This is a genomic window from Pseudomonas syringae (assembly GCF_001698815.1).
Classification (GTDB): domain Bacteria; phylum Pseudomonadota; class Gammaproteobacteria; order Pseudomonadales; family Pseudomonadaceae; genus Aquipseudomonas; species Aquipseudomonas syringae_A.
This window is the reverse complement of record NZ_LGSI01000054.1, coordinates 1-13,254: the sequence shown is the minus strand read 5'-3', so window position 1 is coordinate 13,254 and position 13,254 is coordinate 1. Positions and strand designations below refer to the sequence as shown.

The 13,254-nt window shown below is 56.2% G+C and carries 10 protein-coding genes; 2 read left to right on the top strand and 8 right to left on the bottom strand.

The window, feature by feature from the left end:
• Nucleotides 1–15: 15 nt before the first annotated feature.
• The 6 genes from AFK24_RS18955 to AFK24_RS18930 form a co-directional block, all read right to left on the bottom strand.
• Nucleotides 16–2,232: a polysaccharide biosynthesis tyrosine autokinase gene (locus tag AFK24_RS18955; RefSeq protein WP_065834688.1), complete on the bottom strand. Its 2,217-nt coding sequence runs from the start codon at nt 2,230–2,232 to the stop codon at nt 16–18.
• Nucleotides 2,233–2,685, bottom strand: coding sequence for a low molecular weight protein-tyrosine-phosphatase (locus AFK24_RS18950; RefSeq protein WP_065834687.1), 453 nt, complete (start codon nt 2,683–2,685; stop codon nt 2,233–2,235). It abuts the gene before it with no gap.
• A complete protein-coding gene (locus AFK24_RS18945) occupies nt 2,675–3,610 on the bottom strand; it encodes a glycosyltransferase family 2 protein (RefSeq protein ID WP_065834686.1) in 936 nt (311 codons plus the stop codon). The genes AFK24_RS18950 and AFK24_RS18945 overlap by 11 nt, the downstream gene beginning before the upstream one ends.
• Before the next feature lie 3 nt (nt 3,611–3,613).
• Nucleotides 3,614–5,128, bottom strand: coding sequence for a lipopolysaccharide biosynthesis protein (locus AFK24_RS18940; RefSeq protein ID WP_065834685.1), 1,515 nt, complete (start codon nt 5,126–5,128; stop codon nt 3,614–3,616).
• A 5-nt stretch (nt 5,129–5,133) separates the two neighbouring features.
• A complete protein-coding gene (locus AFK24_RS18935) occupies nt 5,134–6,255 on the bottom strand; it encodes a DegT/DnrJ/EryC1/StrS family aminotransferase (protein WP_065834684.1) in 1,122 nt (373 codons plus the stop codon).
• 66 nt (nt 6,256–6,321) lie between these two features.
• Entirely contained in the window at nt 6,322–7,110 is a 789-nt protein-coding gene (locus tag AFK24_RS18930) for a hypothetical protein (protein WP_080482210.1), read from the bottom strand.
• A gap of 1,057 nt (nt 7,111–8,167) precedes the next feature.
• On the opposite strand from AFK24_RS18930, the gene AFK24_RS18925 reads away from it, so the two are divergent.
• Complete coding sequence (locus AFK24_RS18925; protein ID WP_065834683.1) at nt 8,168–9,346, top strand: cysteine desulfurase family protein; 1,179 nt, start codon at nt 8,168–8,170, stop codon at nt 9,344–9,346.
• 57 nt (nt 9,347–9,403) lie between these two features.
• Nucleotides 9,404–11,212, top strand: coding sequence for an aminopeptidase P family protein (locus tag AFK24_RS18920; protein WP_065834682.1), 1,809 nt, complete (start codon nt 9,404–9,406; stop codon nt 11,210–11,212).
• A 58-nt stretch (nt 11,213–11,270) separates the two neighbouring features.
• On the opposite strand, the gene AFK24_RS18915 is transcribed toward AFK24_RS18920, so the two are convergent.
• Nucleotides 11,271–11,564, bottom strand: a complete 294-nt coding sequence (locus AFK24_RS18915; RefSeq protein ID WP_065834681.1) for a hypothetical protein — start codon at nt 11,562–11,564, stop codon at nt 11,271–11,273.
• Between the two features lie 179 nt (nt 11,565–11,743).
• On the bottom strand, nt 11,744–12,631 hold the full coding sequence (rhtA, locus tag AFK24_RS18910; protein WP_065834680.1) for a threonine/homoserine exporter RhtA: 888 nt from the start codon (nt 12,629–12,631) through the stop codon (nt 11,744–11,746).
• Nucleotides 12,632–13,254 lie beyond the last annotated feature (623 nt).

The following is a 13,254-nucleotide window of genomic DNA, read 5'->3' as shown; positions in this document are numbered from 1 at the left end:
GGTGATCTTTGCTCGTTATTTGCGTACTGGACTGTAGTCGTATCCGTAGGCGGCACAGTCATAATCTGCGGTCGAGGCCTTGCGTAGCACGCCATTGAATATGGCGCCCTTGATGACTACACCGTTTTGACCAAGTCGGCGCTTGCAGGCTTCGATTTCCTTGACCGAAGTCAGACCGAAACGGGTGACCAACAGGCATGTGCCGGCCTGGCGACCGACGAGGGTGGCGTCGGTCACGGCCAGGATCGGCGGCGTGTCGATCAGCACCAGGTCATACAGCGGCGAGAGCTCGGTGAGCATCTTGTTGAAGTTGTCATGCATCAACAGCTCCGAAGGGTTGGGCGCCGCGAAACCGCAGGAAATGAAGTCCAGGTTGCGCACTTCGGTGTGATGGATGACTTCGGTGCTTTTCAGGCGTGCAGCCAGCGTGTCGGACAGACCGTGCTTGGGTTGCAGGCCGAACACCTTGTGCAGGTAACCCTTACGCATATCGGCGTCGATCAGCAGCACGCGCTTGCCGGTCTGGGCGATGATCACTGCCAGGTTGCTGGAAACGAATGACTTGCCGGCGCCTGGCGACGGGCTGGAAATCATCAGCACATTGTTGCGTGCTTCGAGCATCGCGAAATGCAGGCTGGTACGCAGGCTGCGCAGGGATTCCACCGCCAGTTCGGTAGGTGCCGATACGCTCAGCAGTCTGGATTCCTTGCTGGTCGTGCGGCTTTGATTGTTCTTTTCCAGGCGTTCCTGTTGGCGCGAGTAGGGCAGGGATGCGTACACCGGCATGCCAATGTTTTCGATGACTTCAGGGTTGTCCACGCCGCGATAGAACGCCTGGCGAACGAACACTGTGGCGACCGCGACCAAGGCGCCCAGCAACGTCGCAATCAGCACGATGAGTTTTTTCATCGGCTTGACCGGCTCTTCGACGTTGGCGTCGGCGTTGTCGATGATGCGCACGTTGCCGATGCTGCCGGCGCGCAAAATGTCCTGCTCCTGGCTTTTGTTCAGCATCAAGGTGTAGGTCTGGCTGGTGACCTGCATGTCGCGAGTCAGGCGCAGCAATTCCTGCTGGGTTTCCGGCAGTGTCTCGATCTTTTTCAGCAGGCCCTGTTTTTGCGCTTCCAGCTGGCTCATCTGGCTCATCAAGGCGCGATAGTTCGGGTGTTCGCGGGTGTACAGCCGCTCCAGTTCGACGCGGCGCATCTTGAGCTCCGAGAGCATCGAATCCAGTTTCACGACCTGATCCAGCACGCCCTTGGTTTCGATACTCAGATCCACCGACTTGGCGCTGGTCTGGAAGTTGTTCAAGGCGACTTCCGACGCTTCCAGCTGTTTGCGTACGGCCGGCAGTTGCGAGCGCAGGAAGTCCAGGCGTTGGGCGGCCTCGGCGGAACTGCGTTCGACGTTCTGGCGTACGTAAAGACGGCTGATCTCGTCAACGATCCTGTTGGCCTTTTCCGGGTCCGGGTCCTGCAACGCCAGGTAGATGATTCCCGAGTCTTTACCGGCTTCGGTGATTTTCAGGCGCTCCTGATAATTGAGCGCGGCGGTCAACGTGCGCAGTTTGGAAACCGTGAATTCAGTCCCTGGCCGGGCATTGAGCGTGGCGACCTGGATCTTCGCGCCATGGCCTTCGACGGTCTGGTTCACGGCTCCGCTGAGAATCTGGTTGCGGTCCTTGTCATACAGCGTGAAGAAGCCTGGCTTGCCTGCGACGAGGGTCAGTTTTTCACCCAGCAGATCTTCGGGAACCTCAAGCTGGAAGACGTCGAGCTTCTCGCCGCCCCAGGCGTATTGAGACATGCCGAACCACGGCTCGGCGAATTGGCCCGGACGTTCCGGCTTGAACGTGCGGCTGAGGTAGCCGCCGATCATCGGGAAGTAATCGGGACGCTGCACGATGTTCAGCTTGAGGTCATCCACCACCTTGCCCAGCACTGCCCGCGACTTGATCAGCTCGATTTCAGTAGTCGCCTGGGACACCGACATCGGTTTGTTGGAAACTTCCGGTGTACCTTCGATGCCGATTTTCTTCGGCTCGATCTGGATCATCGCGTTGGCCTGATAGATCGGCTCGGCAAGTATCGCGTAGGCCAGCCCGACCAGGCAGAACAGCCCGACGATCGAGAAGATCAGGCCCTTATGGTCGAATAACGTGCGCAAGATAGTTGCCAGATCGATCCGGGAGTCCTGGTAGTAGTCCAGGGAAGAACGGTTCATAGCGGTCATTTATCTTGTTTCTCCTGACTGAAGATAAGGTAGCCAGTCGTCGACACATCGCGAGAGGTGCTCGTAGGTCTGTTCAAAGGCTAATTTTGGTTGCCGGTAGGGGTCGGCTATTTCCATTTGTTGTTGCCATTTGCCAATCAGAAAAGTCTTGCCGCGAACTTCGGGTGCCAACCTCAAAACGCTTTTGAGTTGCGCGTTTTCCATCAGCAGGATCAGCTCGGCCTGATGCAACATGTCGCGATCCATCTGGCGGGCGCGGTGCCTGAGTGTTGGCACGTGGTGCATCTGCAAAACCGCCTGGGCCAGCGGGTCGATTGGCGAATCAAGCATCGCGTGGGTGCCCGCCGAGGCGATCTGCACATCGGCCGCCAGTACACGCTGGCGCAACAGCGCTTCAGCCATGGGGCTGCGGCAGATGTTGCCGATGCAGATCACCAGGACGTTACTGAACATGGCCCTTGCTTATCGAAGGCATCAGCCGCTTGCCGAGGTTGACGGTGAAATTTCGCGCGACCATCAACAGCGCCTGCAGCTTATGCACCGGCGCCAGAGCAGAAATCGCCAGGCCGATGGTTTGCATAAGGAAGTATTCGTACAGTTCCTGATTGCCCTGCCGGTTGTAGTAATTAGCCAGACTGCTACAGGTTTGCAGGCTCATATGAAGTTTTCGTTTATGGGTACGCATCGAGAAAATGCCACCCGGATGCACGCGGTAGGCGGCGGGTTTGATCTGGGCGAGAAACTTGCCTTTGCCGAAGGCGCCGAGCAGCGACCACCAGCACATGTCATTGAGCGGGGCGACCGGCATCAGCAGCTCTGGCGGCAGGGTGCTGAACATATTGCGAAAACACACGGTCAGGGTCGAAATCGGCCGGGCCTTCTGCAGTTGCAGAGCCGTCGCATCGCTGCGTAACTTGCCCTGCAACTGGATACCTTTCTCGCCTTCGCTGTCGAACGCCACCGCGTCGTGATAAGTGATGACGTAGTCCGGATGGCTTTCCAGGAAGTCCACCTGGATTTGCAGCTTGCGCGGGTCGGTCCAGTAGTCGTCGGCTTCGCAGTACGCGATATAACGGCCCCGGGCTTTGGCAAACAGACCCGGCACGCAGGGCTTGCCATATTGGAACTGATTCACCGTTTGATAGAACGGCCTGATGATCGTCGGATAACGCTCGGTGTATTCGGCGATGATCTGTGCCGTGCCGTCGGTGGAGGCATCGTCGTTGATCAGGATTTCAAAATTGAACGTCGTCTGTTGTGCCAGAAAACTGTCCAGTGTCTGAGCGATAAACGCTCCCTGGTTGTAGGCAGGGCAGACGATGCTCACTAGCGGTGGCTGGGACGGGGCAGTGGACGTTTCTAATGTCTTGTCATCCATGGCTCAGGTACTCGGTTTGCTGAACAAAATGAAAATTCTCGAAGCCAGCGGTTTGTCGCTGGCCGCCACGACGATCAAGGTGATCAGACCGCTGACCGCCAGACCGGCGAACACGCTGAAACGGTCGTCAGCCGCGATCAAGCGAAACAGTGGCTCGCTGATTGCCAGGCCGATGCCGGTCATAAAGCTGATGCGCAGGATGTCGCGTAACCACGTGCCGTGAATGCCCGGCGCCAAGTGGTTGTGAACGATCATCGGCCACACCGCGAACGACACGATGCGCAGGAAAAACCAGGCCAGCGCCGCGCCATAGGCGCCTTGGTAATGAATCGCCAGGAACACCACCGGAACGGTGATCACCGCTGAAACGATGCTGTACCAGACGTGCAGATTCATTCGCCCGTAGGCGTATTGCAGATAGAACTGAAAGGCGCTGACGGCCATGATCGCGCTGCCCAATGCGTACCAGCACAGGATCGAACGGCTCCATTGCGCCGCGATCTGATCGCCGGTCCAGGCGTAGATCAAGGGCTGGGCATGCAAGGCAATCACCGCAGCCAGCGGAAACAGAAACGTGCAGACGAAGCGGTTGGCAGCCAGAAACAGCCGGTGCATATCGTCGCGGCGACCTTCTGCCATCAATACGGTCAAACGCGGCAGCAGGGTTTGCACCAGAGGATTGGCCAGCATCAAGATCCCGGTGGTGATCAGCGCCACCAACGAGAAGTAGCCGTATTGGTCCAGAGGCAGCTGCTTGGACAGCAGCACTTTGTCGATCTGTGTCAGCACGATCCACAGCACCGCCGTGAATGACATGCTCGCCGCAAACGGAATGATCGGTTTGACCAGTCGCCAGTTGAACCCGGTGAGCCACTGCGGCGTCGGCATTTGCTGATAGGCGCGCCCGGCAAACATCAAGGTTTCGATCAGGCCTACTGCGACCTGGAATTCAAAGAAGTCCGCCGGATCCTGGGAGTAGCTGCTGACCAGCAGCAGGCCGCCGAAGTAGCGCAGGGTGGCAATGATGATATTGGCCAGGTTGAGCCAGCCATGTTGCTCCAGGCCTTGGATACCGCTTTTGTAGAGTGTCGAATACAGGCGCAGGGCTATCACCACACCCATCAGGCTGATGCAATGAATCAAGGTTTGCGGCTGCAACTCTTTGGCATTGAGCCATTGCAGGGCAATCCACGGGCTGCTCAGGTAAATCGTGACGCAGGACAACAGGGTCAGCGGCAGAAAAATGATCTCGAACGACCGCAGCAGCTGTCCCGAATTACGTTCGCTGGCCGGCGTACCTTGCTGGTGGGCGACGGCACGCACCAGGCTGGGCGACAGGCCAGCGTCAAGCAATTGCAACCATGCCTGCATCACCGCGAAGAACCCGATCAGGCCGTAGGCCTCGGCACCCAGATGGCCGAGGTAGAACGGCATGATCAGGATGCCTACCAGCAAGACGTAGGCCTGCCCGGCATAGTTCAATGCAGTGTTGCGGATCACGGAGCGTTTCGTTTGCATAGCCACTAGATGACCTGAGCGAGCACAGGGCTTTGGTAATGGGCGTTGCTGAAGCTGCATTCGTCGATGATGGTGTTGATCACCTTGTCCTGATCAGCGCGTTGCAGGCCGGGATAAATCGGCAGGCATAGCACGCGCTCACTCAAGGACCGGGATTCGGTTTGCGGGATCTGCGGCTGCAGATATTCGAGGGTATCCAGCGATGGGTAGAAGTACCGGCGCGGATTGATATCCCGGTTGTTGAGTGCGGCACGCACACGCAGCAGTTGCTGCTCGTCCCGCAAGCCCACCGGGTAATAGCTGTGGTTGAGCTGGCTGTTGGCTTCTGCCTGTTGCAGGTCCAGGTAGTTTTCCAGTCGCGAGGTGTAGCGGTAGGCAATTTCGGCGCGCTCTTCAAGAATGTTCTCGATGTCATCGAGTACACACAGGCCCATGGCCGCAGAGAACTCATTGAGCTTGGCGTTGATGCCGATACCGTCGATCTTGTCGACGTCGGCAATTCCGAAGTTGCACAGCAGGTAGGCACGCTTGGCTATTTCATCATCGTTGGTGATGATCGCGCCGCCTTCGACTGTGTGAAACAGCTTGGTGGCGTGAAAGCTCAAGGTGCTGACATCACCCCAGTTAAGAACAGACTGTCCGGCATGCCGCACGGCGAAGGCATGGGCACCGTCGTAGACGACTTTCAGGTTACGCCTGCGAGCAATTTCCTCGATACGTTCGACGGCGCATGGATTACCAAACACATGCGTGCCGACGATGGCTGAAGTGTCTGGCTCGATGCGGCTTTCAATGTGATCCGGGGAGATGTTCCAGGTGCTGGCGTCGATATCGGCAAAGATCGGCCGGATGCCTTCCCACTGCAACGAGCTGCTGGTCGCGACGAAACTGAAGGGCGTGGTCACGGCGCTGCCGCTCAGGTTCAAGGCGCGATAGGCGACTTGCAGGGCAAGTGTGCCGTTGTTGGTGAGAATGATGTGTTTGACGCCCAGATAATCCTTGAGACGATCTTCCAGCTCCGTTACCAGCGGCCCGTGATTGGTCAACCAACCCCGTGCATAAATGCCTTCTATGTAGGTCTTGAACTTGCCGATATCGCCCAGGTAGGTTTTGGTTACGTTGATCATCGAAGCCTCCATGTCTAACGTTGAACGCGGGAACTGCAAATGCCCTGAAGTTGGTTGCGGCCCTGGTTACTGGCCGAGGGTCGATTTCGGAGGCTGAGTGCCGGTCTTGTCGCTGACCCGACGTGCGCGACGCTGGTTGAATTGCAGAATCAGCCGGGTGGCCAGACTGCCCGCATGAGGATCGCCGAAATGAAAGATCGCAGTCGCCCGCTTGACGCCGACGCCGCACGCCTTATTGGCGTGTAATGAGCGATAGCCCCAGAACAGGTAGATATCGCCTGGGACCAGCGGAATTGTCTGAGGCTTGAGCCAGCCGCGATCTATGGCCAGCGTCATCAACTTGCGTGTGAAGCGGTTCTGGACCAGCGCCTTTTCAATCACGTTCAGCAGTACGCTGGTGCGTACCTTGCGCAGATTGGGAAACACCATCAGGTCGCCGCGATCACTGCCTTCGGTGGGAATGAATATCGGCACCAGGGCGGTTACGAGGCTGGCGTCAAAGTGAAAGCAGTTGGACTCTTTCTGTCCCTGATTGCCTTGCACGCAACGCAGCACCGGGAAGATTCGATCACTTGCCGACTCCTGGTGAGTCGCTTGCCGGTACAGGGCGCCGACCAGCTGTTTGAAGTCAGGATTGCCCCAGATGCTGCCAAGCAAACTTTGCGACAGTGCCTTCTCGCCGTGGTAGGCAAAATATTCGCCGTAATGCAGCTGTGCGTGCGCGTCCGTAAAGCCGCGCAGTTGTTGCAATTCAGGTTGGCTGATCACGTTGCGCAACCGAGCAAAGCCATTGGCGTTTATTTCTGCCGCCAATTGCTCTACTTGCTGATCATTCATATGCAATGAAAATGGCATGACTCACACCCTGTGGGTCCGAAGTAAAGGGCTCACCGTATCGGCGGGCCTGTTTTATTCATCTCAAATGGCGCCCTTGCAGCCACGCTACCGCCCAAATCCTGGACATCCGGACTGGTTGAAATCGACTACAGGCATGTAAGTGCTTGAATGAACTTGTTATCTGGCGGAGCAAAGCATCACGCCAAGCTACCGCCATACCGAGCAAACTCAGCAATTTATTCAGTTTCCATCAGACGAAAGACGCCCACCGACGCAAATAACTCGCCGTAGTAATAACTAACGTCTTGGGCAGAACAAGTGGTGTATCGGTCGAACATTCCGGCGTATCGCTCTGGGGCGACGCTGCACTGGCTGGGAAATGTTTGACAGGCATATATATCGATGGGGACGGGCTTTCTGTCAAATTATTTCGTCAAGTTTCTGTTAAATTTTTGATAAGCGGTTACAAATATTCCGTAACTTATTGAATTATATGGGAGTCAAAAAAACATCACGTGCACTGCTACGGTGCGACGACGTTTTTTGGACACATTTACAGTGAGGCGCTTAACGGCTTGTTGCCTGGGATAAGTCGTTTTATTAACGCCAGAAGTTAGTCGCCAAGTGCGTCAACGAGTGCCGTACAAATGCAGTATTGGCACTTCATGTTCAAATGAGTGTGTCTGGAGATCCATTTAACACTCGTTCGATGCATTTATAAAAAACCGTCGGTAATACGTGACGGCTTCAGACTTCTGGCTCTCTCATACCTGTAAAGGGCGCACACGGGCAGTCAACCGGAGGCTGGCGGGCATGGAATGTGCTTCGTATCTGTAACGGTAGGACATTTCCTGATGTGCTTCATATCGTCCTTACTGACTGAACCCGCGCAAGGTTGTGTCCTTATATTCCTTGATAGAATATATAAATAATAATTAATAATTTTTTGATCTAATGGTTTTGGTGCATCATCACCCCATGGCCTCAGATCCTGGCCTCGCAGATTGCGAATGAGCCAGGGATACCACTAGCGACAACAGCCTGTGTTCCGGGCTGCGCATTTTAGAGTGACCTTATGAAAAATATTGCGCTGTATTTTGACTACGCGGCTACCACTCCTGTCGATGAGCGTGTCATTCAGGTAATGGTCCAGTGCCTGGGCATGTCCGGCAATTTCGGCAACCCGGCGTCCAGCTCGCATACCTATGGGCAGAATGCCCGGTCAGCCGTCGAACTGGCTCGGCAACAGGTTGCAGGACTCGTCGGCGCTGAGGCTGCCCAAATCATCTGGACGTCCGGCGCAACTGAATCAAACAACCTGGCGCTCAAGGGTGTCGCGCAGTCCCATGCGCAGCGCAACGGTCAGACGCGCGGCCACATCATCACCAGCCAGATTGAACACAAGGCGATCCTCGATACCGCGCAGCAACTGCAGGATCAGGGTTTCGACGTAACGCTGCTGGCGCCTGATGCAGATGGTCTGATCACTGCTGATGCTGTGGCAGCCGCACTGCGTCCGGATACCTTTCTGGTGTCGTTGATGCTGGTCAACAACGAACTGGGCACGCTCAATGACATCGCCGGAATCGGCAAACGGGTGCGCGATCACGGTGCTTTGTTCCACGTTGATGCGGCGCAAGGGGCGGGCAAGGTCGGGATTGATCTGTCCGGGCTGGCAGTTGACTTGATGTCATTCTCGGCCCACAAGGTTTACGGTCCCAAAGGTATCGGCGCGCTGTATGTCGGCCCTCGTGCCGAGCAACGTGTACTTGCGCAGATTCACGGCGGCGGTCATGAATGCGGGTTGCGCTCCGGCACTCTGGCTACTCACCAGATCGCCGGGATGGGTGCAGCATTCGCGTTGGCCGCAGAGTTATTCGAAGAAGAAGTTGCCCATATCCAGCGTTTGAACCTGCGGTTGCGTGAGTTGCTGGCCGATGTGTCAGGTCTGCACTTCAATGGCAGTCGTACCGAGCGCATTGCTCATACCTTGAGCCTGACCTTCACCAACAGTGACCTGGATATCTCGGCGCTGGGTCACGGTCTGGCGTTTTCCTCCACCTCCGCATGTAATTCGGCCAAGAACACGCCGTCCCATGTTCTGCTTGCCCTGGGGTATGACGCACAAGCCGCCAGTCAGACCATCCGCCTGAGTCTCGGTCGCTTTACCAGTGAGCAGGATATCGATCATGCGGCCGGTTTGATCCGGGCCTCCCTCGTGCAGCCTGCGTTCTGGGCGGTTGCTCAGTATTGAGTGGTGCTCCATTATCTGCCCCGATAGCGATCACTTTTCGGGACAGCAGGAGAATCCATGACTATGCAATCGACAACCAGCGGTGTGGTGTCGCAACGTTTGGCACAAACACGGGCATTGATGAGCCGCGAGCGAATCGATGCTTATCTGGTGCCTTCGGCTGACCCGCATCTGTCCGAATACCTGCCGGGCTATTGGCAGGGTAGGCAATGGCTGTCCGGCTTTCATGGATCCGTAGGCACGCTGATCGTCACTCAGGACTTCGCAGGTCTTTGGGCCGATAGCCGCTACTGGGAACAGGCAACTAAAGAGCTGGCAGGCAGCGGCATCCAGTTGGTGAAGCTGGTTCCAGGTCAGCAGGGGCCGTTGGAGTGGCTGGCCGAGCAAGCCAAGGCTGAAACCGTCGTTGCTGTGGATGGCGCAGTGCTGGCCGTGGCCTCCTCACGAACCCTGGCCAGCAAACTCTATGATCGGGGTGCCCGACTGCGTACCGATCTGGACTTGCTGACGGAACTGTGGGAAGACCGCCCGGCATTGCCAACCAACCTGATCTACGAGCATTTACCACCACAGGCGTCGGTGGCCCGCGGCGAAAAACTCACTCGACTGCGCAAGGTCATGGCAGAGCGGGGTGCTGACTGGCATTTTCTTGCAACGCTGGATGACATCGCATGGTTGTTCAACCTGCGTGGCGCTGATGTTTCCTACAACCCGGTGTTCATTTCCTTTGCGTTGATTGGCCCCAACAGCATCAGTCTTTTTATTGACTCCACCAAGGTCGAGGCAGGCATCCGCCAAAGCCTGGAGTCAGATGGTGTCACCTTGCTGGAATATACGCAGATCGGCGCAGCGTTACGCGCAGTCCCCAAGGACGCTCGCCTGTTGATCGACCCCGCACGGGTGACCTGTGGGCTGCTCGATTACCTGGACAGTGAAGTCGCTTTCGTCGAAGGCTTGAACCCGACCACCCTGTTCAAATCGCAGAAAACCGAAACAGACACCCAGCATATTCGTCAGGCAATGGAGCAGGATGGTGCGGCGCTGTGCGAGTTTTTCACCTGGCTGGATTCGGCCCTGGGCCACGAACCGGTCAGCGAGTTGACCATTGACGAAAAACTCGGTCAGGCGCGTCAGCGGCGTCCGGGTTATGTCTCTGCCAGCTTTGCCACCATCGCCGGATTCAACGCCAATGGCGCTATGCCGCATTACCGGGCCACCGAGGAAGCATTTGCGCAGATCGAAGGCGACGGCTTGTTGTTGATCGATTCGGGCGGTCAGTACCTGGGCGGTACTACTGACATCACACGCATGGTGCCGGTCGGTACGCCCTCTGCCGAGCAGAAGCAGGACTGTACCCGGGTGTTGAAAGGTGTGATTGCTTTGTCCCGCGCGCATTTCCCGCAAGGAATCCTGTCACCTCTGCTGGATTCCATTGCTCGTGCGCCTATCTGGGCGGGCGGTGTCAATTACGGTCATGGCACTGGACATGGCGTGGGCTACTTCCTGAATGTTCATGAAGGTCCGCAAGTCATTGCCTATCAGGCGCCGACTACGCCGCAAACCGCGATGCTCGCAGGCATGATCACTTCAATCGAACCGGGCACATATCGCCCAGGTCGGTGGGGGGTTCGGATTGAAAACCTGGTGATCAACCGCGAGGCGGGCAAGACTGAATTCGGAGAGTTTCTGAAGTTTGAAACGCTGACTTTGTGCCCTATCGACACTCGATGCCTGGATATCGCCTTGTTAGCCGAGGATGAGCGTGCGTGGCTCAATGATTACCACGCCGAGGTACGGGAACGTTTGACGCCTTTGTTGCAAGGCGCTGCTCTGGAATGGCTGAGCACTCGCACTGCCAGGATCTGACGGGAGTTCCTGCGCTTTGGCAGCGGGCCAAGGCGCACTTGGACCGGCAGTCCTGCGGCTAGGGGTTTGCCGGTTTCTTGCAAACGATGATCATGCTGCGGCTGGTATAGCCGGCTGGATTGAGCCCGAAGGGATAGTCGCCGGGCTCTTCTGCTGCGTCACCGGATTTGGCGATGATCCGGTAGTTCTGCGAAACGCAGGAGCTGGTTGCCATTTCGTAGCATTTTTCCCACGAAGAAGACAGGCCGGAACAGTTGATGTGAATTCCGCGCTTGGTCTGTTTGACCGGTTTTGATGTTGCCGCGCATCCCGTAGCTATCAAGAGCGCCAACACTATAAAAATGTGTTTCATTCCCTTCCTTACCTGAGCATCGACCAGAAGCGGCGCCCAGCCTGAATTCAGTAGCTTGCTACAAGGCGGCGTACTGCCCTGCCTGGATTGCAATCCAGATAAGAGCATCGCCTGGCGCTAAACATGGCTCAACGACGTTACAAATGCTAGCAACATCTCATTTTCAGGCAAAACATCCGTCAATCGGCTGGCACCAGTTGCGATGTTTCTCGTTGGGAAGTGAGTGTCGCGCCGGCTGAAGCCAGGATGATCGCGGCGATCGCCAGCCACTGCAGAAGTGTCAGGTTTTCATGCAGGAAAAGCATCCCGGATAAAGCGCCAAACACCGGTTCGATACTGGCCAGGGTGCCGAACGTTCGTGCAGGCATACGCGTGAGCGCGACCATTTCCAGGCTGTAGGGCAGGGCGGTCGATAGAATCGCCACGCCAATGGCGGTCGGTATCAATGCAATATCGAGCAGCGCAGTACCTGCGTGCACCATTCCGATGGGGGCGATGAATATCGCAGCAATCAATACGCCTAGCGCTGCGGTCTGAATGCCGTTGTCTTCCCCGGCCTTTTGGCCGAACAGGATGTAGGCAGCCCAGCAAACCCCGGCGCCCAAGGCGTAGACAACCCCCGTCAGGTCGAGGTTCGCGCTGGTTTCGCCCATGGGAATGAGCAGTAGCAGGCCGGTGGCAGCCAACGCAATCCAGACGAAGTCGATCGCCTTGCGTGACGAATACAGTGCAACTGCAAGCGGGCCAGTGAATTCGAGCGCAACGGCGATACCCAGGGGCACGCTGCGCAGTGACATATAGAAGAGGAAGTTCATGCCACCCAGCGCGATACCGTAAATGAAGATCGTACGTAGGGATTTGGCAGTGAAGCGCGCACGCCAGGGCCGTAGGGTGAGTAGGAGAATCACGCTCGCGAACACGAGCCTTAGCGTCGTGGTCCCCTGAGCCCCCACTATAGGAAAGAGGCTCTTGGCCAGGGAGGCACCCGTTTGTATGGATGCCATGGCAATCAGTAACAACCCAATCGGGAAAAGGATGGAAGAAAGCTTGCGAGCATCGTTGTTCATTGGAGATCGGGTCCACGGTCATCGGGCAGGTGGTGCAATGGACGACATGATGCTTAATAACTAGCTATTGAGCAATATATTGCTCAATACGATTTTCTTCTTATATAGAAGAGGTTCTAAAGCGAGGCTGAAATGCCTTTTTCCAGAAAGTTCAAATTAACGGTTGACGGCCTCTCGAATCTGTCTATAATTCGCACCTCTTCCGGAGCAGATGAAACGGAAAACTCCTTGGTAATCAAGTAGTTAGCCGGTTTGATTGGCGAGGAAGAGGTTTCGATGAGTTGATCGAAAGCGGTGAAAAAAGGTGGTTGACAGCAGGTTGTAACGCTGTAGAATTCGCCTCCCGCTAACGAGCAACGTGAAGTTGATCGAAGCGCAAGTGGTTGAAGTTGCAAAGGAAACTTTGAAAGCTTCGGAAAATAACCGCTTGACAGTAACGGGTGCTGCTGTAGAATGCGCGCCTCGGTTGAGACGAAAGATCTTAACCACCCGCTCTTTAACAATTGAATCAAGCAATTCGTGTGGGTGCTTGCGCTGTCAGACTGAAGTCAACTGATTATCAGCATCGTAAGTTACTCCGCGAGAAATCAAAGAAATAACCAACGATTGCTGAGCCAAGTTTA